General features: G+C 55.1%; 22 protein-coding genes. 13 read left to right on the top strand and 9 right to left on the bottom strand.

The window, feature by feature from the left end; all coding sequences use genetic code 11:
• Positions 1 to 83 precede the first annotated feature (83 nt).
• Together ampC and K5D32_RS24715 are read right to left on the bottom strand one after the other, a co-directional pair.
• The gene (gene ampC / locus K5D32_RS24720) at positions 84 to 1,253 is read right to left on the bottom strand and encodes a class C beta-lactamase (protein ID WP_221602175.1); all 1,170 of its coding nucleotides are present in this window, start codon (positions 1,251 to 1,253) and stop codon (positions 84 to 86) included.
• A gap of 103 nt (positions 1,254 to 1,356) precedes the next feature.
• Positions 1,357 to 2,802: a SulP family inorganic anion transporter gene (locus K5D32_RS24715; protein ID WP_221594638.1), complete on the bottom strand. Its 1,446-nt coding sequence runs from the start codon at positions 2,800 to 2,802 to the stop codon at positions 1,357 to 1,359.
• Positions 2,803 to 2,976: 174 nt separating this feature from the next.
• Here K5D32_RS24715 and zapE point away from each other — a divergent pair, with 174 nt between their 5' ends.
• Positions 2,977 to 4,092 (top strand): cell division protein ZapE, encoded by a 1,116-nt coding sequence (zapE, locus tag K5D32_RS24710; RefSeq protein WP_221575740.1) that lies wholly within the window; start codon positions 2,977 to 2,979, stop codon positions 4,090 to 4,092.
• A gap of 12 nt (positions 4,093 to 4,104) precedes the next feature.
• Here the strand turns inward: zapE and rarD are convergent, their stop codons facing one another.
• A complete protein-coding gene (gene rarD, locus K5D32_RS24705; protein WP_221575741.1) occupies positions 4,105 to 4,989 on the bottom strand; it encodes an EamA family transporter RarD in 885 nt (294 codons plus the stop codon).
• A 221-nt stretch (positions 4,990 to 5,210) separates the two neighbouring features.
• Between rarD and K5D32_RS24700 the strand changes: the two genes are divergently transcribed.
• Positions 5,211 to 6,362: an MFS transporter gene (locus K5D32_RS24700; protein ID WP_221594635.1), complete on the top strand. Its 1,152-nt coding sequence runs from the start codon at positions 5,211 to 5,213 to the stop codon at positions 6,360 to 6,362.
• A 12-nt stretch (positions 6,363 to 6,374) separates the two neighbouring features.
• On the opposite strand, the gene K5D32_RS24695 is transcribed toward K5D32_RS24700, so the two are convergent.
• Together K5D32_RS24695 and K5D32_RS24690 are read right to left on the bottom strand one after the other, a co-directional pair.
• On the bottom strand, positions 6,375 to 7,208 hold the full coding sequence (locus tag K5D32_RS24695) for a PhzF family phenazine biosynthesis protein (protein ID WP_221602173.1): 834 nt from the start codon (positions 7,206 to 7,208) through the stop codon (positions 6,375 to 6,377).
• A 77-nt stretch (positions 7,209 to 7,285) separates the two neighbouring features.
• A complete protein-coding gene (locus K5D32_RS24690) occupies positions 7,286 to 7,777 on the bottom strand; it encodes a multidrug/biocide efflux PACE transporter (RefSeq protein WP_221594633.1) in 492 nt (163 codons plus the stop codon).
• Between the two features lie 100 nt (positions 7,778 to 7,877).
• Between K5D32_RS24690 and K5D32_RS24685 the strand changes: the two genes are divergently transcribed.
• Positions 7,878 to 8,753: a LysR family transcriptional regulator gene (locus tag K5D32_RS24685; RefSeq protein WP_221575745.1), complete on the top strand. Its 876-nt coding sequence runs from the start codon at positions 7,878 to 7,880 to the stop codon at positions 8,751 to 8,753.
• A 300-nt stretch (positions 8,754 to 9,053) separates the two neighbouring features.
• On the opposite strand, the gene K5D32_RS24680 is transcribed toward K5D32_RS24685, so the two are convergent.
• Positions 9,054 to 9,449: a hypothetical protein gene (locus K5D32_RS24680; protein WP_260407522.1), complete on the bottom strand. Its 396-nt coding sequence runs from the start codon at positions 9,447 to 9,449 to the stop codon at positions 9,054 to 9,056.
• Positions 9,450 to 10,131: 682 nt separating this feature from the next.
• Here K5D32_RS24680 and K5D32_RS24675 point away from each other — a divergent pair.
• The 3 genes from K5D32_RS24675 (at position 10,132) to K5D32_RS24665 (ending at position 12,279) form a co-directional block, all read left to right on the top strand.
• Complete coding sequence (locus K5D32_RS24675) at positions 10,132 to 10,293, top strand: DUF2986 domain-containing protein (RefSeq protein ID WP_221575746.1); 162 nt, start codon at positions 10,132 to 10,134, stop codon at positions 10,291 to 10,293.
• 363 nt (positions 10,294 to 10,656) lie between these two features.
• Entirely contained in the window at positions 10,657 to 11,784 is a 1,128-nt protein-coding gene (locus K5D32_RS24670; RefSeq protein WP_221602171.1) for a saccharopine dehydrogenase NADP-binding domain-containing protein, read from the top strand.
• A gap of 3 nt (positions 11,785 to 11,787) precedes the next feature.
• Positions 11,788 to 12,279, top strand: a complete 492-nt coding sequence (locus K5D32_RS24665; protein ID WP_221602170.1) for a DUF2269 domain-containing protein — start codon at positions 11,788 to 11,790, stop codon at positions 12,277 to 12,279.
• A 190-nt stretch (positions 12,280 to 12,469) separates the two neighbouring features.
• On the opposite strand, the gene K5D32_RS24660 is transcribed toward K5D32_RS24665, so the two are convergent.
• The gene (locus tag K5D32_RS24660; protein ID WP_409372893.1) at positions 12,470 to 12,898 is read right to left on the bottom strand and encodes a carboxymuconolactone decarboxylase family protein; all 429 of its coding nucleotides are present in this window, start codon (positions 12,896 to 12,898) and stop codon (positions 12,470 to 12,472) included.
• On the bottom strand, positions 12,819 to 13,232 hold the full coding sequence (locus tag K5D32_RS24655; protein WP_221575750.1) for a MerR family transcriptional regulator: 414 nt from the start codon (positions 13,230 to 13,232) through the stop codon (positions 12,819 to 12,821). Before K5D32_RS24655 ends, K5D32_RS24660 begins: the two co-directional genes overlap by 80 nt.
• A 162-nt stretch (positions 13,233 to 13,394) precedes the next feature.
• On the opposite strand from K5D32_RS24655, the gene K5D32_RS24650 reads away from it, so the two are divergent.
• The 4 genes from K5D32_RS24650 to K5D32_RS24635 all read left to right on the top strand — a co-directional run bounded on the left by K5D32_RS24650 (position 13,395) and on the right by K5D32_RS24635 (position 18,017).
• A complete protein-coding gene (locus K5D32_RS24650; protein WP_311775796.1) occupies positions 13,395 to 13,901 on the top strand; it encodes a sigma-70 family RNA polymerase sigma factor in 507 nt (168 codons plus the stop codon).
• Entirely contained in the window at positions 13,901 to 14,833 is a 933-nt protein-coding gene (locus K5D32_RS24645; protein WP_221594626.1) for a FecR domain-containing protein, read from the top strand. The genes K5D32_RS24650 and K5D32_RS24645 overlap by 1 nt, the downstream gene beginning before the upstream one ends.
• A gap of 86 nt (positions 14,834 to 14,919) precedes the next feature.
• Positions 14,920 to 17,334: a TonB-dependent receptor gene (locus K5D32_RS24640; RefSeq protein ID WP_221602166.1), complete on the top strand. Its 2,415-nt coding sequence runs from the start codon at positions 14,920 to 14,922 to the stop codon at positions 17,332 to 17,334.
• A 248-nt stretch (positions 17,335 to 17,582) separates the two neighbouring features.
• Positions 17,583 to 18,017, top strand: coding sequence for a GNAT family N-acetyltransferase (locus K5D32_RS24635; RefSeq protein ID WP_221602163.1), 435 nt, complete (start codon positions 17,583 to 17,585; stop codon positions 18,015 to 18,017).
• Between the two features lie 131 nt (positions 18,018 to 18,148).
• Here the strand turns inward: K5D32_RS24635 and K5D32_RS24630 are convergent, their stop codons facing one another.
• Positions 18,149 to 18,388 carry a DUF6124 family protein gene (locus K5D32_RS24630; RefSeq protein ID WP_221602161.1) on the bottom strand — a complete coding sequence of 80 codons (240 nt, stop codon included), beginning with the start codon at positions 18,386 to 18,388 and terminating at the stop codon, positions 18,149 to 18,151.
• Positions 18,389 to 18,921: 533 nt separating this feature from the next.
• On the opposite strand from K5D32_RS24630, the gene K5D32_RS24625 reads away from it, so the two are divergent.
• The 3 genes from K5D32_RS24625 (at position 18,922) to K5D32_RS24615 (ending at position 23,320) form a co-directional block, all read left to right on the top strand.
• Complete coding sequence (locus K5D32_RS24625; RefSeq protein ID WP_221602159.1) at positions 18,922 to 19,593, top strand: winged helix-turn-helix domain-containing protein; 672 nt, start codon at positions 18,922 to 18,924, stop codon at positions 19,591 to 19,593.
• Complete coding sequence (locus K5D32_RS24620; protein WP_221602157.1) at positions 19,593 to 21,875, top strand: KGGVGR-motif variant AAA ATPase; 2,283 nt, start codon at positions 19,593 to 19,595, stop codon at positions 21,873 to 21,875. The genes K5D32_RS24625 and K5D32_RS24620 overlap by 1 nt, the downstream gene beginning before the upstream one ends.
• 128 nt (positions 21,876 to 22,003) lie before the next feature.
• Positions 22,004 to 23,320: a hypothetical protein gene (locus K5D32_RS24615; protein WP_221602155.1), complete on the top strand. Its 1,317-nt coding sequence runs from the start codon at positions 22,004 to 22,006 to the stop codon at positions 23,318 to 23,320.
• The last annotated feature ends 310 nt before the right edge of the window (positions 23,321 to 23,630 follow it).

Here is a 23,630-nt window from a genome sequence, read left to right as displayed (position 1 = left end):
AGACTTCGACACGGCCAAGCTTTTTAGCGAAAAATACCGGCTAAAAGCTTGACCGTGAACAGAGTATCTACCGGGGTTGCTGTTCAGCTCTTTGGTAGCGAGCAGCAGCCCAGTTGATTGAGGATGCGATACGCCATGCGAACCCGTGCTTCATTGGGGTAGTTCTTGTTGGCAAGGATCACGATGCCGAGCTTCTTGCCGGGTACAAACGCGATGTATCCACCAAAGCCATTGGTTGAACCGGTCTTGTTGATCCAGACGTCTTGCTGCGCAGCAAGGGGGGGATTCAAGGCGGTGGCGGGCTGGGTTTCATAGGCCATCTTGCTGGAGTTGCCTTCAAGCAGCGTCTCCAGTCTGACGGGGAGTGTGTACTGCTCCCAGATCAGGTCCTGGGTCATGGGGCCGGATGTGAAGTAGCCGGTTCGGGTATCGGCGAGGGCGCGTTGCAGCGCAGGCGCTGTCTGCACAATGCCCATGTTCGCTTCGACAAAACGGATCAGGTCACCGCTGCCGGACTTCATGCCATAGGCTTCGGCGGCCAGCACGCCGGGGTTGAGCCTGACGGGCTCGTCCTGCTTGTTGTAACCCCGCGCATACCAGGACTGCCGGTTGGCGGGCACATCGAGGTAGCTGTTGGTCATGCCCAGAGCCGGGAACAGATGTTGCTCCATCGCTGTGTTGAACGGCAGCTTCATGCTGCTGGCCGCTATCATGCCCAGCAAGCCGATACTGGGGTTGGCATAGCTGCGGTGAGCACCCGGCAGGTAGTGCGGTTGCCAGGCCTTGAAGTAACTCATCATCTGCCCGTTGTCCCGTATCGCTTCGGGAAACTGCAATGGAAAGCCACCGGCGGTATGGGTGCCCAAGTGGAAAAGCGGCACCTTGCCCAACCGGCTGCCGTACAACTGCGGCACGTAGGTGTCGATGCTGTCTGTCAGGGAAAGCTGGCCGTTGGCTTGAGCCCAGGTGGCCAGGGTTGCGGTGAAGAGCTTGCTGATCGAGCCCAGTTCAAACAGCGTGTCGTTGCTGACTTTCTCCTGGATGTCTCTGGACGAAACCCCGTATTCATAGAAGCGCCGCTGGCCATTATCGGTGACGGCAATGGCCATGCCGGGGATGTTGTACTGCTGCATGACGCTCATGACTTCGGCATGCACGGTTTTATCAAGATCCGGCGTCTTGCTCTCGGCAACGGCGACGCTGCTGGCCATGAGCAGCAGTACCGATGCAACACATGTCTGGGTCCATTGCATTTAAAGCTTCCTCGTCTTCGCTGAGGGCGCAGACCCTACCATTTGCACGAAAGGGCTCAATAAACGTTCTTTCTCAAGATATGACCCATGTGTTTCAGATTGCTCAGTGGTCATGGGCTCCGGCGCGCTTGAGCAGTTTCTTGCAGCGTTCGGACAGATGGATTACGCGCAGGTGTTTACCGGCATTGCTGTAGCGTTCGCGCAGGGTTTTGAGTGCGGCAATGGCCGAGTAGTCGACGAAGTTCAGGTGACGGCAGTCAACGGTGACAGCCTGCGGGTCACTGGCCGGGTCGAACTGGTTGAGAAAGCGTGCGGTGGACGCGAAGAACAGGGTGCCATGCATCAGGTAAATCTTGCTGCCGTCCTGTTCCAGGTGCGTGTCGGCGTAAAGCTCGCGGGCCTGCTGCCAGGCAAAGTTGAGGGCTGCGATGATGACGCCGAACACGACGGCGGCAGCCAGATCGGTGAGCACGGTGACGATGGTTACGGCGATGATCGCCAGTACGTCGTTCACGGGGATCTTGTGCAGGACCCGCAACGAGGCCCAGGCAAAGGTCTGCTGGGACACCACGAACATCACGCCCACCAGCGCCGCCAGCGGGATGCGCTCGATCAGCGGCGACAGAAACAGCACGAACATCAGGATCATCACGCCCGCCACCACGCCGGACAGTCGACCACGCCCGCCGGAACTGAGGTTGATGGCGGTCTGGCCGATCATCGCGCAACCGCCCATGCCGCCGCAGAAACCGGACACCATGTTGGCCGCGCCCAGGGCCATGCACTCGCGGTTGGAATGGCCACGGGTTTCGGTGATTTCATCGGTGAGGTTCAGGGTCAGCAGGGTTTCCAGCAGGCCAACTATCGCCATCAGCACGGCATAGGGCATCACGATCTGCAGGGTTTCCAGGTTCCACGGGATATCCGGCAAGGCCAGTGACGGCAGGCCACCGGCAATGTGCGCCATGTCGCCCAGGGTGCGGGTCGGCAGTTCCAGCAGGTACACCAGCAGACCGACACTGAGGATCGCCACCAGCGCGGGCGGCACGGCGCGGGTCAGGCGGGGCAGCAGATAGACAATGGCCATGGTCAGGGCAACCAGCCCTAGCATCAGGTACAGGCTATTGCCGCTGAGCCAGGCTTCGCCGCTCTTGAAGTGCTCCATTTGCGCCAGGGCAATGACAATCGCCAGGCCGTTGACGAAGCCGAGCATGACCGAGTACGGCACCATGCGCACCAGCTTGCCCAGGCGCAGCAGGCCGAAGGCGATCATGATCAACCCGCCCAGTATCACCGTGGCGAGCAGGTACTGCGCGCCGTGTTGCACCACCAGCGCCACGATCACCACGGCCATGGAACCTGCCGCGCCGGAAATCATCCCCGGTCGCCCGCCGAACAGGGCGGTCAGGGTGCAGATGATGAACGCGCCATAAAGGCCCATCAGCGGGTTGAGATGCGCCACCAGGGCGAAGGCGATGCACTCGGGCACCAGGGCAAAGGAAGTGGTGAGTCCGGCCAGGACTTCAGTGCGCATACGGAGTGGTTTCATGACTTACCTGAGGACGAACGTACTGCGTCACAGCCGTCGGCATACAAAAGAAGGGTGCAGATGTTACGAAATCTGCGTTTGACCGACCAGTTAAAAAGTCGTCATGAGCGACTATCATCTGCCTCGTGCTTCTATATGCTGGCAAATTTTCTCCAAGTCTAAGGTGCGTTTTCGATGGATGTCGTGTCTCCTCTGGATGCTTATGAACGAGCGGTCCAGCGTGGTTTTCAGCCTGACGAGGCGCAACTTCAGGCTGCCCGACAATTGCAGGCGTGCTATGTGGCGCTGGCGCAGAAAGGCGCGAAACCTCGAGGCGTTTATCTGTGGGGGCCGGTCGGGCGCGGCAAGACCTGGCTGATGGACCGTTTTTTCGAGAGCCTGAGCGTGCCGGCCCGGCGTCAGCATTTTCATCACTTCATGCGCTGGGTCCACAAGCGCATGTTCGAGCTGATGGGCACGGCCCAGCCGTTGAAAGTCGTGGCTCAGGAGTTGGGCCGCGAGGTGCGGGTGCTGTGTTTCGATGAGCTGTTTGTCACCGATATCGGCGATGCGGTGATTCTTGGCGGCTTGTTGCAGGTGATGTTCGAGGAAGGCGTGGTGCTGGTCTGTACCTCCAACCAGCCACCGGAGCAGTTGTACAGCCACGGCCATAACCGCGAGCGCTTTCTGCCTGCCATTGCCGCGATTCAGCATTACATGGATGTGGTGACGGTGGACGGCGGCGAAGATCATCGCTTGCATCCCGGCCAGTTGCACCAGCGTTACTGGGTGGCTGAACCCGGACAAGCCAGTGCGCTGGGGGATATCTTCAAGGCTTTGAGCGGAGGGCAGACAGCCTATGATTCGCAGGTAATGCTCGGTTATCGCAGCATCAACGTGGTGCAGCACACCGACACGACGGTCTGGTGCCGCTATCGCGACCTGTGCGAACAACCGCTGGCGGCCATGGATTTCATTGCGTTGTGCGATCGCTTCTCGGCGATTCTGCTCAGCGAAGTCCCGGCCTTGAGCGCCGCCCAGCGTGAATCGAAGATTGCCCGTGGTACCGAAGACGGTGTCGAGCAAGTGGCGGCGGGGGATCGGCAATTGCCGCAACTGTCACCCAACGACGACGGCGTGCGGCGCTTCATTGCCCTAGTGGACGAGTGCTACGACCGGCGTATCCCGCTGTATATCGAGGCGCAGACTTCCATGGATGAGTTGTACACCCAGGGTTATCTATCATTTGCCTTTCGCCGCACTCTCAGTCGCTTGCAGGAAATGCAACTGGAGCGTTTTACCGGGCATTGATCAGTCAGGCGCTCAGGCAGCATCCCGACGACGCTGTGCCAGCATATGCCGGGCGCCTTCGATGACCAGCACCACGACGGCCAGCCAGATCGGCAGGTAGGTCAGCCATTCATCACGGCCAATGCTTTCACCCAGCAGCAGCGCGACACACACCAGCAGTACGGGCTCCACATAGCTGAGCAGGCCGAACAGACTGAACGGCAGAATGCGGCTGGAAAGGATGTAGCTGATCAGGGCCGAGGCGCTGATGATGCCCAGCAACGGGATCAGAAAGTAGAGTTTGGGTTCGGCCTGAGCCGCCATCGGATTGCCATTGGCAATAAACCACAGGCCGATGGGCAGCATGAACAGCATGTCGAACCACAGCCCGCCCAGGTTATCGGTCTTGAGCTTGCGTCGCAGGACGAAGTAGAGCGGATAACCCAGCGCTACCAGCAGGGTTTCCCAGGAAAAACTGCCCAGCCGCCACAGTTCGTGGCTCACGCCGATCAGGGCTAGCGAAGCGGCGATCTTCTGCAGATGCGACAGATGTTCGCCGTACACGATACGGCCCGTGGCGATCATGGTCAGCGGCAGCAGGAAATAACCCAGGGACACTTCCAGGCTGCGCCCGTGCAATGGCGCCCACATGAAGATCAGCAGTTGCGCGCCCAGCAGCAGCGAAGACAGCAGGATGCCAAACACCAGCAGCGGCTGACGCCAGATGCGCCCGGCCAGTGCCCGCACCAGCTTCCAGTCGCCACTGACCAGCATGAACAGAGTGGCGCACGGCACGGTCAGCAACATGCGCCAACCGAAGATTTCCTCGCCGGTCAGCGGTGTCATCAGTGAGGTATAGAAGTACATGACGGCGAACAACACCGACGCCATGACCGACAGCACGACACCTTTATACACAGCGGCCTCTTTGATGGATGGGCGAGCGGGATGCACTGCAAAGGTGCGTAGTCTAGTGCGAAGGTTTGAAAATAGCTGGAGTATTTCTGCTGCAAGGAGCGAATTCATTCGCGAACTTCTCGCGAATGAATTCGCTCCTACACGGTCTGCAATAGTCTCTGACTTTGCTAGGCTGTCGGGCTCGCCAGCACGATTCTGTCTGGTGTTCTCAAGGAGCTTGCATGACCTCTTTCAGCCACGAGGCCCCGATAGCAAAGGCCCGGCAGGAGCAGTCTTCCACCCGGATAGCGTTTTTCATTGCAGGTTTCAGCGTCGCCTCCTGGGCACCTCTGGTTCCTTATGCCAAGGCCCGGATCGGTCTGGATGACGGCACGCTGGGTTTGTTGTTGCTGTGTCTGGGCATGGGCTCGATTCTGTCCATGCCACTGGCGGGTGCGTTGGCGTCGCGTTACGGCTGCCGCCGCTTGCTGGTTATTTCGACCTTGTTGATCTGTCTGTGCCTGCCTTTACTGGCCACGGTTTCCAGCCTGCCGCTGCTGGTGGCGACCCTGTTTCTGTTCGGTGCGAGCATGGGCGGCGTGGATTGCACGGCCAATATTCAGGCGGTCATTGTCGAGCGGGCCAGCGGCAAGACCATGATGTCGGGCTTTCATGGCCTGTTCAGCCTGGGCGGTATTGTCGGGGCCGGTGGCGTCAGCATCTTGCTGACCCTGGGGGCTTCGCCGCTGGTGGCGATGCTGGTGGTGGTTGTGCTGACACTTGCCGCACTGGCCAAGGCCGCGCCGCATCTGTTGCCTTATGGCAGCAAGTCCGAGGGGCCTGCCTTCGCGATTCCCCGTGGCGTGGTGCTGTTTATCGGCCTGCTGTGCTTCACCGTGTTTCTCGCCGAAGGGGCGATGCTCGACTGGAGCGCGGTGTTCCTCAGCTCGCTGCGGGGTGTTGAAACGTCCTACGCCGGGCTGGGTTACGCCGTATTTGCCGTGACCATGACCTTGGGGCGTCTGTTTGGCGATGCTGTCGTGCGGCGTGTCGGTTCCAACCGGATCATCATTCTGGGCGGGCTGTGCGCCGCCAGTGGTCTGGCGATTGCCACGCTGGTGCCAGCCTGGGAAGCGGCCTTGCTGGGCTATGCGCTGGTGGGGGCCGGTTGCTCGAATATCGTACCAGTCTGCTACAGCGCAGTTGGTCGGCAGACCACCATGCCGGAAAGCGTCGCAATCCCGGCCATCACCACGGTCGGTTACGCCGGGATTCTGGTCGGGCCGGCTGCCATCGGCTTCATTGCCCATGTCAGCAGCCTGGAGCTGGCGTTCATGATCGTTGCCGTGATGTTGCTGGGGGTGGCGATCAGTGGCAGCCAGCTCAAGACCTGAGACGTTTACAACCTACAGCTTGCGCGCCATGCCCGACACTCGGATCGAACTGCCGATCTGCTCCGGGATTTCGGCGCGCAGGCGTGATGGGCTGCCCATATCTTCGCCTTGCAGAATGTCGATGACGCCACCGTGGGGCCAGCCGATATCACGCAGGTAACCGCCCAGCGCTGCCGTTGCTGCGCCGGTGGCCGGGTCTTCGTAGACACCGCCGAAGGCGAACGGATTGCGGGTATGGAAGAACTGCTCGGTTTCGGCAAACACCAGCACGATGGTTGCCCAGCCTTCGCGCACCATCAACTGACGTCCGGCTTCCTGGTCGTACTGCATGGCCTTGAGCTTTGAGCGACTGTTGAGCGCCAGCACCAGATGCCCGGCTCCGCCATTGATCGCCGCAGGTGGAATGCGCTCATCCAGATCACTGCGCTCATAGCCGAACAGCGCCAGGGCTTCTTCCAGCAATAGCGGGCTGATGGCTTTGCTGTGAGTAGGGGGCGATTGCAGAGCGGCTGAGGTCAGTTCGCCACGGGCATGGCCTTCGACCGTGATCTGCGCCTGATTGAGGGTGAGATTGAACAGCCCGTCGCCTTGCTGCCCGGCCAGTGCAGCGCCCAGGGCAATGGTGGCATGGCCGCAGAAGGGCACTTCAGCCAGTGGCGAGAAATAACGCACTCGCCAGCCGCCATCAAGCGGAGCGGCGAAAGCCGTTTCCGAAAAGCCGACCTCGGCGGCAATGCGCTGCATGGTGCTTTCATCGGGCAGTGCATCACCAATCCATACGCCTGCCGGGTTGCCGCCTTGATCGCCATCGCTGAAGGCAGCCAGTTTGAGAATTTCCGTGGTCATGTCGGGCAGACCTTATCGTCACTGTGGGCCGATGATTGTGCCCGAACCCCTTCACTGCAATCCAACGGCAAATGCATTCAGGACCGTGAGGCCAAGCCGTCTCTGGACAGACGGCGCTGCATGACCCGCTCGCGCACGAGGTCGTAGGCCCAGTTGAACAGCATGGTGTAAGGCAGGAAAAACAGCAGCACGCCAATATCCAGCCAGAAGGCCTGCATCATGCTGATGGACAGCCACCAGGCGGCCAGCGGCACGATGGCCAGAATCAGACCGCCCTCGAAACACACGGCATGCATCGCCCGGGCCGTGAAGGTCATGGCAAAGCCTGTCTTGCGCCGGATGCGGTCGAAGAGGGCATTGAACAGCATGTTCCAGAGCATCGCTGCGGTGGAAATCATCACCGTCAGGGCGCCCATCTTGCCCAGCGACTCATCCATGATCCAGGCCAGCAATGGCGCACAGATGATCAGACCAATCAGCTCGAAGAGCAGTGCATGCAGGATGCGCTCTCTGAGCGATTTGACAGGCACGTTCGTTGATTCGGCAGTGCTCTGACTTGTCTGTTCCATGGCAAATCTCACCTCTGTGGTCATAGGAGGCTGCATTTTCATCGGTCATTGCGCTAAAGTGAAAATCGTTTCCATCGGGAAAACCGATAGAAGGATGCCCATGAGTTTTTCACCCGAAGCCCTCGAAGCCTTTGCCCAGATTGTCGAACTGGGTTCTTTCAGCGCCGCCGCCCGTCGTCTGGGCAAGAGCCAGTCCACCATCAGCGAAGCCATTGCCCGGCTGGAAATCGATCTTGGGGTGGAACTGTTCGACCGTTCCACCCGTCAGCCGGTCCTGACCGAAGCGGGCAAGGCCATGCTGGGGCGCGTCGAAGATGTGCTCAGTGCTTCGGATCGCTTGCGCCGCACCGCCGGGCGTCTGGCGGCAGGTGCCGAGCCGCGCCTGACTCTGGTGCTGTCCGATGCCAACCAGTTTTCTGAGTTCGAAGTGCGTATGACGGAACTGGACCAGCGCTTTCCCGAACTGGAGCTGGAGTGCGTGTTTGCCGAGCACGGCGATGCGATCAACCTGATCCAGTCGGGCAGGGCGTCTCTGGGACTGCTGTCGGCACAGGCGAGCTACCCGCCGGAAATCGGCCACGCGACCATTGTCGAGCGTGCGGACTTCGGTCTGTTCGTCGCCCACACCCATCCGCTTGCTGCGCTGGAGCAGGTCAATTATCAGCAACTGTCCGAATACCGGGCGCTGCGCCTCAATACCTTGATTGACCACAGCATCCCCACCGACGACTTGCCGACCAGTGGCTACAGCAACTGGTCGGCGCCCAATTATCTGTTGTTGATGGACATGGCGGGATTCGGCTTTGGCTGGTCGGCTTTGCCGCGCTGGCTGGTGTCGCGCTACGCCAGTGGGCTGCTGAAGGAACTCAAGGTGCCCGGCTGGCCGCGCAGTTCGGCGGTGGATGTGATCTGGTCACGCCAGCGCAGCCTGGGACCGGCAGGGTCGTGGCTGCTGGAGACGCTGGTGCCTGCGTAAATGCGATGTTTTCTACAGGCAAATAAAAACCCGCCGAAGCGGGTTTTCCAAAGACCATTCCAACTCCCTGCCGGCAGCCCTCCGGGCCATGGTCGATCATCCTTGATCCTGGCGAACTTCCTGTTCACCAGTTGTTGGATCCAATCTTACGAGGCTTCGCGAAGGGCAAAAAGAGCGAATTGTCCTCAGTTCGTGTAAGTCTTTGGCTATACGTTGCCTGAAAATTCCCTGCTCCATCCTGGGTGTGGGATGCCAGAGCGGTGGTCCGCTTGGCTTTATAAGGGAGAAGGCTTTGCTTGATTACAGGCATGCTACTTGTCTGGTTTGGGTCAGTTTTTTGCCATCGCTGTCGATAAGCGCTATGTGCAGATCCGCGCCAGAGTTTTTCTCAATCAATGTATAACGCTGGTCAGCCATGAAGTTGTCATAAGCGAGAGTCGCCACGCAACGGCGCTGACTTTGTTGGTAGCCCATTTGCACAAGGCCCAACTCCAGTTCGTGTTTCCCTTCCGATACCTGGAACTGCGTCAGGCTTTGGGCGCGCTCCTGATCCAGCCGCCTGGCGGTCATTTCATTGCCGGTCTGCGCCTGTAGATGAACGACGGATTCACCCTTTTTGATAGCCGGAGGCTGTGTGGAACAGGCGGCCAGAATCAATATTGAAAACATGAGTAACGTGGATTTAAATAAGTTCATAGTATGACTTCTCTGTTAAATGATAGAGGTGGGTGGTTTATATAAAGTCAATGTTAATGACTGCATTAAAAGTGCATGTATTGCCAAAAGCAGGGCGCGTTGGTTTTCTTGAGCTATCAGCCAAGTCTGTAACTTGAAGTTTTCGTATTATGTTGGAGTCGGCTTATTCTATTCGGGAGCGTCTTCTGCCGCATCGCAAGAGGCTGCAAGGCGCTATGCACAGGATTGGATAATCCCGGCGTCGCGTCATTCGGCTTGAAAGGATTTGCAGGCCTGGTATGACGTGATGCTCACACCGAAATCGGCTGTGTGCTCACTGAACCTTGTTTCGGGAGAGGCGAGGTGACCGCTTGCTGAAAACCGGCTTTCACTTTTCTACAGGCAAATAAAAACCCGCCGAAGCGGGTTTTTCCAAAGACCATTCCAACTCCCTGCCGGCAGCCCTCCGGGCCATGGTCGATCGTCCTTGATCCTGGCGAACTCCCTGTTCACCAGTTGTTGGATCCAATAATACGAGCCTTCGTGAAGGGTAAAAAGAGCGAGTTGTCCTCGGCTCGTGTAAGCCTTTGGCTATACGTTGGCTGTGAAATTTTCCATGGCCTATGATCAACCGGCTCTTCAGGGCTCTGGTCCGATACCTCAAGCTGATATCATTCACGTGTTCACACGCTGAGTAGAAAACATGAATCGTCGTAAAAAGATCCAGCAGCTATTGAAGGCTCACGCCAAGAAGGCCAGTGCCAAATTGGCACCCAAGAGCAAGCCTAAATACATCTGCAAGGCTGACCGATTGAAAATGGCTGCTGAATCCGCTCAAGAGACGGTCCCTGCAGGTTTGCAGTGAGGGAGATGAGGCGCTGAGCCATCAGGGTCACTTTTCTGCAGGCAAATAAAAACCCGCCGAAGCGGGTTTTTCCAAAGACCATTCCAACTCCCTGTCGGCAGCCCTCCGGGCCATGGTCGATCGTCCTTGATCCTGGCGAACTCCTTGTTCACCAGTTGTTGGATCCAATAATACGAGGCTTCACGATAGGCAAAAAGAGCGAATTGTCTCCGGCTCGTGTAAGCCTTTGGCTATACGTTGGCTCTGAAGTGCACTGTCTCCCATCCGATCGTGGGCGCGGGCGGCGATCCTCTCAGCTTGAACGCCTGTGCAATATCAGCGAAGCTGCCGCCGCATCAATCAATGGATATAGGGACGTGGTGCATGGCGCTCAGGGTGATGGTGGTCGGCGGTTATGGAAATTTCGGCAGCATCATTTGCCGTCATCTCGCTGCTGTACCCGATATCGAACTGGTCATTACAGGGCGTGATGCTCAAAAGCTGGCTCATAAGGTCGAGGCAGTTGGGCGGCAGTCAGGCAAGGCCGTGCAAGGCTGGTGCGGCAACGCCATGGGCGCTGACTTGAAACCCGCTCTGCTGCAAATGGGCATCCAGTGGGTGATTCACACGGCTGGCCCGTTTCAGGGGCAATCCTATGCCATTGCCGAGTCCTGTATCGAGGCCGGGGTCAATTACTGCGATTTGTCCGACTGCCGCCACTTCGTCAACGACATTGCAGCGCTCGATGCGCGAGCCAGGGCGGCAGGCGTGGCGATCTTCAGTGGTTGCAGCTCGGTGCCTTCGCTGTCTTCGGCCATCATCGATGAACACCGCCATCGCTTTACCCGCATCGACACCATCAACCACGGCATCACGTCCTCGGCGAAAATGCCGGGCCTGTCGACTATCGAAGGCGTGCTGGCTTACGCCGGCAAACCGATCAACCAGCTCAGGAAAGGGCAGGTGCATCCCGTCCCCGGCTGGCAGGGCCTGACCTTGCGCAAGATGCCGATGATGGGCACCCGGCTTCTGGCCAATGTCGATGTGCCTGACATGGATATCTTTGCCGGGCGCTATGGTGCCAGGAACCTGAGCTTCAAGGCCGGATCGGGTTTGAAACTCGGAGGCGTTGCCAACTACTTGCTGGCTCTAGCGGTAAAAGTGGGTTTGATTCGTTCCGTTCCAGCATGGGCCGCGAGGCTGCATCGTTGGGGGACGAGGTTCGAGGGTTTTGGTGATGGCAAAAGTGCGATGTTCATCGATGTGCACGGCCTTGACCATGACGCCAGGCCACTCTTGATGACCGTGCAATTGACGGCCTCCAATGACAAGGGGCCGGAAATCCCCAGTTGCGCAGCTGTCGCCCTGATGGAAAAGGTCAATCGTGGCTACAGGCCTGAACCTGGTGCCCGAGCCTGCGTGGGTGAGATCACCGTTGACGAGTACTTGGCGGCGATCAACGAGCCTTTGAATATCCACATGTCAGTGCAGTTTTCTGACAAGCAGCGCTGACCGATGACTTACCTTCTCCTGAAGTACACCCACATCATTGCGGCGATTTTCCTGTTTGGTTTCGGCATGGGTTCTTACCTGTACCTGATCGCCGCCAGCCGCACCGCGAACCCGCACGTCATCGCCCATGTCGCCAGAATGGTGGTGTGCTTCGACACCTGGATTACTACCCCAGCGGGGTTTGTACAGATCATCACCGGCTACCTGCTGACCCGGCTCATGGGCCTGCCCCTGACCACGGAATGGGTCCTGACCTCGCTGGTGATTTTCCTGTGCGTCGGCTCACTCTGGCTGCCGGTGCTGGTCCTGCAAAAACAATTGCAGGCCATGGCTATGGCAGCGGTTCACTCGGGTGCAGAGCTGGGAGCCGCGTATCAGTCGATCTACCGGAAGTGGTTCTGGATGGGCGTACTGGGGTTTGCGGGCATGTTCGTTATCGTGCTGATCATGGTGACGAAGATGGTGCCATGGCAGGTGGTGGGGATGTTTGGGTGAGGTGCCGACCAGTCAAGGCATAACTGTCACTTGTGGGAGGGGCCTTGGCCGCGACGACCTGCTTACAGGCAACACATTTTCAGCGCCTGAAAGCCAAAGTCGCCAGCAAGTTGCCTCCTATAAAGTAGTTCATTGACCTTGATTGGAAGAGCTGCCGCATAATCCTGGACTTATGCGACATCTCAATACCTCACTCGGGCCGGCCTGCAAAGACTTCCTTGGCCGCACACAATCCGTTGAGCGCAGCAGGAAAACCTGCATAAACCGCCATCTGCATCAGTATTTCGGTGATTTCTGCCTGTGAAAGCCCGACATTCAGAGCCGCTTCAATATGCACTTTCAGTTGCGGCGTTGCGGTGCCCATGGCGGCTAACGCTGCGACTGTAGCAATCTCCCGATCCCGTACACTCAAGCCGGGGCGCGAGTAGATGTCGCCAAAGGGAAACTCGAACAGGTAAGTGGCAAAATCGGGGGCAATATCGGTGAGTGCGGCAATCACTTTATGCCCGGCTTCGCCGTCGATTTCGGCAAGTGCCCGTTTACCTCGTTCCAGTCGACTTTCGTCTGCGTAGGGGCGGTGGGGTGTCATATTCATTGATCCTCTGTGCTTGATCGCCATAACCGGCGATCTTGGTATCGAGGACGAGCAGGCAGGCTGAGAGTTCGGCCACTTTGGCATGTACGGACTCACGATGTTGTTCAAGCATTTCGCAACGTTCGGCTTCCGTTTCGATACCGCGCTCGCGCAGGCTTGCATAGCGCAGCATTTCCTTAATCGGCATCCCGGTGTTTTTCAAGCGACCAAGAAATTCGATCCAGACCAGAATCGATGCGTCATAGTTACGCTGGCTCGACCCGTCGCGTCTGGCATAAGGAAGCAATCCAATGCGCTCGTAATAACGAATCGTGTGTGCCGAAAGCCCCGAGCGTTCAGCCAGTTCACCTATCTTCATATCCACCTTCTCGTCCAGGCACCCCACACGTTAATACTTTGAGTGCGCTCTAAGTCAAGCGGCTTGCTCAAAGGCATTTCTGCTGTCTGGGCGCCCCACGGACTCGCATTGATATGAGAATCATTATCAATTATTATCGCCGCTTCTTTGGGGAGGCAAGTCGTGGGCGAGGATCGTATAGGGCTTCTCTATGCAGAGCACAATAGCTGGCTGACGGGCTGGCTTTATCGTCGCCTGGGTTGCAACAGCCAGGCGGCGGATCTGGCGCAGGATACTTTCCTGCGCATCCTCACTTCCCAGCGCAGAACCGGCGAAACCCTGACTCTGGACCGCCCACGAGCCTATCTGGCGACGGTGGGTCAGCGGCTGGTGTGCGACTATTTCCGTCGCCAGTCCCTGGAGCGGGCCTATCTCGACATGCTCGCCACGATGCCCGAGGCTTTTGCCCTGTCGCCGGAAGAGCAATGGCAGATGCGCGAAACCCTGTTCCAGCTCGACGCCTTGCTCGACCGCTTGAAGCCCGTCGTGCGGGCGGTATTTCTACTGGCACAGATCGATGGCCTGACCTATGTGCAGATCGCCCGCGAGCTGGGCATTGGCGAGCGCACGGTCAAGCGCCATATGGCCACTGCCTTTGAAGCCTGCATCCTGAGCGACGTGTCGTTTTAATGTCCGCGCAGGCCCCGATCAGTCGTGACGTCGCACGCCAGGCCGCCCATTGGCTTGTGCTGATGCATGAGCAGCCACTGAACCCGGCGCAACAGCAGGCCTGTGCGCGCTGGCGTGCGACCGACCCCGAACATGAGCGCGCCTGGCAGCGGGTGCAGCATGTGCAACAACAGCTCGGCGGTCTGCCGCCCGCCATCGCCATGGGCACCCTCAATCGCGAACGACGTCAGGCCTTGAAGACGCTGCTTGTTTTGGCCGCCATGTCTCCCGCCGTCTACCTTGGCTACCGCTTTGGCAACGAGCAGGGCTGGATGGCCGACTACCGCACCCGCACAGGCGAACGGCAGCAACTGACACTCGCTGACGGAAGCGTGGTCGACCTCAACACCGACAGCGCCATTGACGTGCGATTCGATGCCGGGCAGCGGTTGATCCGCTTGGTGCGCGGCGAGATATTGATCAGCACCGGCGTCGATACACGCCCTCTACGGGTGGCCAGTGAACAAGGGCTCATGGAGCCTTTGGGGACGCGCTTCAGTGTGCGCCAGCTCAGTGGCACCACACAGCTGGCGGTGCTGCAAGGCCGGGTTCGGGCCACGCCTGCGCACACCGCGTCACACGTTGTAGAGTCAGGCGAGCAAGTGTCTTTCAGCGTTGACGCCTTCGGCCCTTTACGGCCGGCCAGCGAGCTGGCTACCCGCTGGACCCAAGGCGAACTAGTGGCTGAGAACTTGCCGCTGAGCGACTTCCTCCAGGAACTGAACCGTTATCGCCCCGGTCGGCTGCACTGTGACGACAGCGCCTCGGCGTTGCGGATCAGTGGCGGCTTTCAGCTCGACAACAGCGACGCCATTCTCGCCGCGTTGCCGACCACGCTCCCGGTGACAGTGAGTTATCGAACCCGCTATTGGGTGACGGTGAGCAAAGCGTGATTTTTTCACACCGTCTTTTTGGCCCGTTTTTTCACGGTGCTCGTCCTTAGTAGTGAATCTGTAATCACCAAAGGACATTTTGCTCCATGGCTCATCCCCGTATCCCGTGTGCAACCACACGCAACAGGCTCGCATTGTCATTGCTGACTCTTGCCCTGGCCGCCCAGCCGCTGTGTGCCCAGGCAGACGGGGCGACACGGTATTACAACGTCCAGGCAGCGAGCCTGTCCCAGGCGCTGGCCGGTTTCAGTTCGCAGGCGAAAATCACTGTGCAATTCGCCCCGGAGCTGGCTCAGGGCTTGAGCTCACCGGGATTGGAGGGTGATTACAGCGCGGAGCAAGGCCTCGCCAGACTGCTGGCCGGTTCCGGGCTTGAGGCTGTGCAACTGGGCGATCGGGTGTATGGGTTGGTTAAAGTCAGTACCGAGGCTGGCACGCTAACGATGCCCAATGTCGATATCAACGCCCGCACCACGGCCGAAGGTTCGGAAGCCTCAGGCTATGTGAGCGAAAACATCAGCAATGTCGGCGCTCTGGGCGGCATGAAACTGCAAGACACGCCTTACTCCATGAGCGTGACCTCCCAGGCGCTGCTCAAGAACATGCAGGCCACCTCGACCGACGACGTATTCAAACGCAACCCCTTCGCCCAGCTTTACTCCCCGAAAACCGCCGGCTACGCCAGTGCTATCACCATTCGCGGTTTCGGCGGCTCGTCCAGCCTGAACATCGCCAACGACGGCCTGCGCTTCAGCACACTTGCCGATGGCGGCAACTTCATCGAAGACACCGAACAACTGGAAGTGGTAACCGGCCTCACCGGTTTCCTGTATGGTCCGGCGTCCCCAGGCGGGTTGGCCAACTACGTGCTCAAACGGCCGACCTATGAGCGCTACAACAGCGTCACACTCGGCAATGCGGGTGGCGAAAACTACTACCTGCACGGCGACTTCGGCGGCCCCATCGATAGCGAAGGCAAATTCGCGTACCGACTCAACGTCCTGACTCAGGATGGCGAAACCGCCCTCGACCTGCAGAAGCGTCGTCGGCAGATGGTCAGCCTGGCACTGGACTGGAACGTCAACGACGACCTGCAGATCCAGTTCGACGCCTCTCACAAGGAAAGCCAGACCCGCGGCCTGACCAGCTATTGGTTCTTCGCCAACGAAGCGTATCGCCCAAGCGCTTCATCACTGGATACCGACAAGCTTTACAGCCAGAAATGGGCCTTCTCCGACAACCAGACCGACAAGGCGGGCGTGCGGGCCAAATGGCGCTTGAACGACACGTTCAGCCTGCGTGCAGCCTTTGCCGCACAGCAATACACCCAGGAATACACCTACACCGGCCCGCAGATCGATGCGCCAGGCGTGTATACACAACCGCTGTTTGCTTTTGCCCCTCTGGAAACCCGCGAGTACTCAGGCTACCTGTTCCTCGACTCGCAGTTTGCGACCGGTTCGCTGGATCACAAGTTGACGCTGGGCTATCAGGGCAATACCGCACGCACCCTGATGTACACCGACCATACCCCGAGTCAGCAACAAACCTCAGTGACCGGCAGCGCCGTATCGCTCAGCCAGCAGCCGCAGGTGAGCAAGCCGGGTTATTCCATCGGGCATGGTGCCCGGCACCTCTCCAGTACCAGCGACACTCGCAACCTGTTGATCGGCGACATCATCACATTCAACGAACAGTGGTCGACCATTCTCGGCGCAACCCATACCCAGATCATCGCCTACACCAATAACTTCGCCACAACGACCACCACACCGCGCAAAACCGAATATGACAAAAGCCTGACCTCACCCAGCGTGTCGCTGATCTACAAGCCAGTGCCCTGGCTGACCACCTATGCCACCTACATCGAAGGTTTGCAAAGTGGCAGTGTCGCACCCGCCAACGCAATCAACGCCGGGACCGCCCTGGCGCCGCAGATCAGCGAACAATACGAAATCGGAGCCAAGGCCAGCCTCGGCGACACACTGGTGACGCTGGCGCTGTTCAACATCGAAAAGCCCAACGCCTTCCGCAACACGGCGCGTCTTTACGTCGCGGACGGCCTGCAGGAGAACAATGGCCTGGAGTTCAGCGTTACGGGCAAAGTTACCCCGCAATTGACGCTCGTCAGCGGCCTTACCCTGCTTGATCCCGAAGTGAAAAAGAGTGCCACCTCTGCAAACGACGGCAACTCACCCATCAACGTGGCCAAAAAACTGGCCAAGGTCTATGCCGAATACGACATCGCCTCCGCACCAGGCTTTGCCATAACCGGCGGTGCGTTCTACACCGGCAAGCAATACGCCGACGAAGCCAACAACTACACCTTGCCAGCCTTCACCACATTCGACGCCGGAGCCCGCTACCGCCTGCCGCTGGGCGACAACAGCCTGACCCTGCGGGCGAATGTGAGCAACCTGACGGACAAGAAGTATTGGCTCAATACAAGTTATCTGGGAGATCCGCGGACTATGGCTTTTTCGGCGCAGTTGGAGTTTTGATAACTCTGTAATCACAGGTGCATGAGGCTGGTCCTGAACGGCTACACCACCACCGTATCCGGCGATGTTATCAAGCTGAAAACTGCTAAATAATCAGCTTCCAGCTTTAGAAAGCCCGGTTCGCCGGGCTTCTTGTTTCTGGCAATTGAAGGGGCGGGCTACGCTTCGATTACACGAATCGGCGCAGTAATTTCCAGGCGGCTTCTGCTAGTCTGCCGGGCCAGTCAGCTAATAAGACGGCCCAATCAATGTTCACTATACGTGTCATGACCATGGACGATTACGACGCGGTCATCGACCTCATGAAGCGTACTCCAGGCATCTCCTTGCGTGATGCTGATTCTCGTGAATCCACCTCCAGATACTTAGAACGAAATCCCGGGATGAGCTTCGTTGCGGAAGTCGGAACTGTTCTCTGCGCTTGCATCATGTGTGGACATGACGGTCGCAGAGGATATTTGCAGCATCTGGTTGTCCTTCCCCAGTATCGGCGGCAAGGCATAGCAAATGCGTTGGTAGAGCATTGTCTTTCGAGTCTTGAGAAACACGGAATACTTAAATGTCATCTCGATGTTTTCAAGACCAACTCAATAGCTGCCAGCTATTGGCACAGCCAGGGTTGGCAGCTTAGGTCTGATATTGATCGGTATTCGTTTACCCGATCGGATAATGAGAACGTATGACTAATGCCGATCAGTCAAGGCACACACAAAACGTGTGGGAGGCAGCTTGCTGGCGAAAAAGCCTTGAAACCGGCAGATATTCTGCGCCTGTACACTGAAGTCGCCAGCAAGCTGCCTTCCACAAATTGATTTCAGCGCACTTCAATCCCGCACAGAGAACGATCAACCACTGTCTTGGCCAACTCCACCAGATGCACAACGGAAAGAGCCAGATGCCGCTGCGTGCCACTCAAATGGTCACTGCTTTCATAAGCGGTGGCGGCAGCGCAACTGAGCAGTTCCGAGGCGTAGCTCAGGGATTGTTCAAGCGTGGTGTTCGGGCTGGAAAGGGAAGGGCGATCAAGAGGTAAAGCGGGTTCGGCATTGAGCATGTCGGAGATTCCTAACGCTAAGAGAATGCTGTCTCCTGTCGCGACTAAACGAAAGGTGGCAGCCGTGCACAGGTTAGTCGACCGGGCGTTAGGATCCGGCGCACCCGAAGGTGCCCTGGGCACGGCCACCATAATGTGCAGACGAAAAAATCATCTGACTCTGGTGACACCATGCGCCTAACACAATTGGGCGACTAAACCCGATCACTGCGATGCAGCGACCGACGCACATTAGTGGCCTGACTGGGTGGGCGCAAGGGGGTGGGATTTTCTAGGAAATTTCGTTCGAGAGAAAGGGAAAAGTCGTGTGGGTTTGGGGGGGTGTAGTACGGATTGTCTTTATCCGATACGGGTAAGCTAAAGGGATGTTCACTGGCTAAGGGTCCCAATGCATTGTATTTTGGACAAAAGATCAGATTTTTGGCGCAGGATTTGCTTGTGCTATGGCTTGATCACGTCGCGGGTCAATTCGCAATCATTGATCATTTATTGATGCAGGCCTATAGTCCCTAAATCATGATGAGAGGTGAAAAATGGAGACGACGACGAAGGGATTTTTCGAAGAGCTAGCTTCTGATCCGGCTGGGGTTTTGGGCATAAGCGCCGAAATTGGTCCGGTTATTGCTGATTACCTAGAAAGTGCAATGTTAAGCCCAACTAGAGACGGGTTGGAGCAAGTTTCAGATGAGTTGATTTTTCTTTTTGAGAGCTTAATTAAGCGCGCTCCAAAAACATCAGTTGATTCAGTGCTAGGTGATGAATTTACTGATATTTGTAATCGTACGAGTTACATTTTAGGACAGGTCAGCTTTGCTCAGCTTTTGGCTTCTTCTGCTTTAGAGCATAAAGTGAGTAAGAAATTTTTAGAAGCTATGTCGGACAGCGTTAACCTAAAATATCTCACTGAAATGAGGGATGGGGAGAAGACTAACGTCGAGTTGTCCGAAAGAGTAAGTCAAACAGTTGAGAATGTAAGTCGTCGCTTAAAGAGGTTGCGCCAGCTTGGCATAACTGACTTTCGAAGAAATGGCGTCAGTGTTTTAAATTTTATTACACCATCCGCAATGTCTATTCTTGAGGAAGCTCATCCTAGGGCCGCAGAAAAAAAAATTACACCTGCTGCCGTGCAAAAAATTAAATGCGCAACTTCTAATCTTGATTCACATATGAATGCCTTCCAAAATTTTGGAGGGGCGAGAAGGTAATGAAAAATAAGCAGCCTGGAAAAATCGTAACTTTCTACTCTTATAAGGGTGGTGTAGGGCGTACCATGTCAATGGCAAACGTCGCTTTTTTAGCCGCTATCAACGGTAAGAAAGTACTGGTTATGGACTGGGATTTAGAAGCGCCAGGGTTGGCGTACTACTTTAGAGGATTACTTCAATCCACAGACGCAAAAGACATAAAAGAAGCATCGGGCTTGCTCGACATTCTATGGGATTGGAATTCGGGATTAATAGATGGTTTGTCTGATTCTGAGTTAGAAAAGCATTTTCTTAATATGTCTTCAGGTGCTGCTTATGAGGAAAAAGTTCATTCGCTAATTTCGGATGAGCTATTCTCGTTTCCTGTGCAGCTAGACTATATAAGTGCGGGCGGCCGCATGGTGGGACGAGACCAAGATGTAACCTATGAAGAAGCTCTAGCAAGGTTTTCTTGGACGGAATTTTTTGAAGAAAAAGGCGGCGGTTTTGTACTTGAGTCTTTAAGGAAGTGGTCAAAAGAAAAATATGATCTAATTTTAATAGATAGTCGAACTGGGTTCGCAGATGTTGCGGGTATATGCACGATGCAGATTCCTGATGAGGTGGCATTGTGCTTGGTTTTGAATCGGCAAAATATTGATGGTGTGGCAAGAGTTGCTGCTTCTATCCGAGACAAGCGTAAAGACGAAATATTCTTACGTGCAGTCCCCATGCGTGTAGCACGTGGCGAAACCTCTGAGGGAAGTGATGCTAAGGCAAGAGCTATTGCCGAGCTCACAAAAGTTGGTGGGTTTTCACCTCTTTCGATCCAGGATGATATTAAAAACTTATCCATCCCTGCTTATGAAGATGTTCCATTTTATGAAACTCTATCTCCATTTGTTGCCGCAGATCCAAGTTTTGATCTTTTAACATTTAACTATCTTAAGCTTGCCTCTGTTCTTGTTGGGGATGAGCTTTCTGTTCCAAATTTAGGGGTGGATGTTGTCGCGTTAATTAAAAGCAGGCTTGTTGCTAGGCATGCAACGGTTGAGTACTTAATTAACTTAAAAGAGGCTGAGCCAGAGCGAGCTATTTCTGAGCTTCAGCAATTGGTTGAGAGTGCTTATAATGCTGTTATGAATGACGAAGCGTTAGATTCAGATTATGTTATTGCACTAATTAACTCAAGTGAGCCAATTAGTGAAATGTCTGATGATCCATTTGAAGCGTCGAGCATAAAAAATCGTGTACTGGATTTGCTTAGGGCACTGAGTTTATTGGATCCCGATGCTTGGAAAGTGCTTCTTATAGATAAGCTAGAGGAGTTGGTAGAGTTTTCATTTTTCCTAGGCGGCGAGGAAGAGTTAGCTTTGCTAGAAGAGCTTGACATATTGATGTCTAGTTATGGTCAAGTGACTATGAGATTGCGTAGGATCGACTTTCGTCGGAAAGCTTGTAGAGTATTTATCAATCAGTCTGATTGGGACTTGTCTATGCAAACGATTGGTGAAATTCAGTCCCTAATTAAAGATCTTATTAATTCATCATCTAAATTGGCGCTGGATCAAATAAGCTCTTTGGGTGAGGCCCAAGTAGATGTGTTTTTACTACATGGCGATATAGAAATTGGTAAGCAGAATATAGAAGCGGCGCGTCAAACTTTTGAGAGAGGATTGAACGCAGCATATGCGGAAAATGTTGAAGTTCGGGACGAAATGAGTCGTCTGCGATTCGAGCTCCATGCGCGGTTAGCAGAGTTGCCACATTTAGTAATTAACGCAAAAGATGCTGCTCGCCATGCGTTACTTGCAGTTGCTATGGCTGGCATGGCTCAACGTACAGTGGTGAAGTTTTCGTCTTTGTCTCGGGCTATTTTAAGAAGTTCTGATGATCCAGCAAAAGTTTTAGTGTTTTGTGAAACGGTATTAAATATTTCTGATACGCGAAGCAGGATGTATTTCATTAACTATCACGGTCGTCATCCAAGTGTTGCTAGTGGATTTATACACTGTCTGTCTCAGTTGGTAGAGGCGCTGCTTGTTTTGGGGATGCATGAGCGTGTAATTTTCATTTGTTCAGAATTTTCAGACATGGTATCCAAAGTTCTCAAATCCCTTGAGCGGCGACGTCAAACAGTAGGGGAGAAGCAACAGGCAGTCATTACAGAACGGCTGATTTATTTCTACAGTTTGATGGAAAGAGCAGGTGTTGATGTTGATATCTCCACAAACATAAAAGAAGGTCGTCTATTTTCTAAACGTCCTCAAAACTTAAAAATAGATTTTGGTGACGAAAATTGAATTTAACCTCTACAACTCCGATTAGTCTTTATCTTGAGCTCTGGATGACAGCCTGCAAGTGGAGGCCCAGCATAGTATCCGGGGTAATGAGGCCTGACCCAAAATTCAATGAGTCGGTAAGGAGTGCCTTGCTAAATGGAAATGAGCTTGAGGCCTGCTCGGCGATAAAATTGCTATTGGAAGATTCTACCAATGGTGCGTTCAAAGGATTGGTACTTGAGGTTCTTCGGGAGATAGATGCGTTTTTATACTGTATTCACCCTAGGGCTCTTTTGCATCCGAGTATGGATATAGTCGATTTTGATATGAAGCACTGGGCTAGATCGCTGAAGGCTAAACGAATAATACAAGGTTGTTATTTTGAGGAGGGTGGCTATAAGGTTGTTCCTAGGGGGCCATTGGTTCGATTACCTAGACCAGAATATGCGAGTAGTGCCACTAGCTTTTCTGATAGGTTCAGTGCTTTGTCTGTTGTTCCTTGTATTTTACATAACGAAATGATAGCGCTTGACGTACGTCATGTTGCAAAGAGCAGTAGTATTGTATCTGGGGTGAAGCCTGGCCGTAGGACAGGTCAGGAAATTATTGCTTTCATTCCAGTCGCCGAAAAGTCAGAGGATATGGTTCTTACCCAAAGATCTACTTCTGCTAGTAATTTTATAGACTACAAAGTTTCGCCGAAGTTGGATGTTGCGAGTTCTATTGCTACCACTTTGAGGAGTATTGGCTACGCAGATATAGCAATCGCGCCCGAATTAGTTGTTTCAGTTGCGGACTCACTAAAGCTTGTTGAGAAAATTCGATTGGATCCCGGTAGGCATAGACTTTTATTAGCTGGTACAGGGCATACTGAAGATGTAGATGACGGTCAGGCTTGGAATGAGGGCCGTGTTGTAAACGGCTTGGGTACTGTTATTTGGAAGCAACGAAAATTCTGGCAGGCTGGTATAGATCAACACAGAGCTCGGGATTTAAATTTGAATGTTCCAGATGATGGGCGTCATTTGTTAGAAGATAATGCTTCCGGCGAAGAGGTTGTCATTGCTGATATAGATGGATTTGGACGTTGCATAATGCTGATATGTCAGGACGTTCAAGCGAAGCCTATATCTGATGAGCTTATCAGGTTGTTTCAGCCCGATTGGGTTTTTGCGCCGATCCTTGATGTCGGTATTAGTGATGGGCGCTGGTCGCATTCTCGAACATTCGAGTTGAGTGCATTATCCCCGGCCCGTTTTTTAGTAGTTACTAGCACTTCTTTGGCTGATAAAATGGGTAAAAGCGACGTGGCATGCGGTCTTGCAGTAGGGCCTAAAGGATGTAGTGAGGTCGACGAGGGAAGAATAGCTAAACTGGCTGTGATAGATAAAACTTCAGGGAATAGTTACAGTCTGTTGGAGTGGCAAGAAGATTGGGGTAAAACTACCATTTCTATTGATAACTAAAATAGATTTTGCTGTAAGACCTATCTTCAACTCATCATAGATGAAATGAATTGCTGTTGTCGAGTGTGGATTTAACGGGACACTGTACCTCCCCTTGCTTCGTAGACACGCCTGACTGATGCCTTTTGGCCGATTCTATTGAAAAAGTCGGTTTGTCCAAAACGTTCGAATATTGATGGGTGAAAAGTATCCGCTCCACAAACCCCACCTACCGCAAGATAGGCAGTTCGTTTACCGTGGCATTTCCGGTGAGCAGTTCCACGGCAACAGCGCTTCGTAATCTTCTACCGATTGAGCATGTGGCAACCGC

It is taken from the genome of Pseudomonas cichorii, from assembly GCF_019719005.1.
GTDB lineage: Bacteria > Pseudomonadota > Gammaproteobacteria > Pseudomonadales > Pseudomonadaceae > Aquipseudomonas > Aquipseudomonas cichorii_E.
This window is presented reverse-complemented; position numbering and strand designations above follow the sequence as displayed.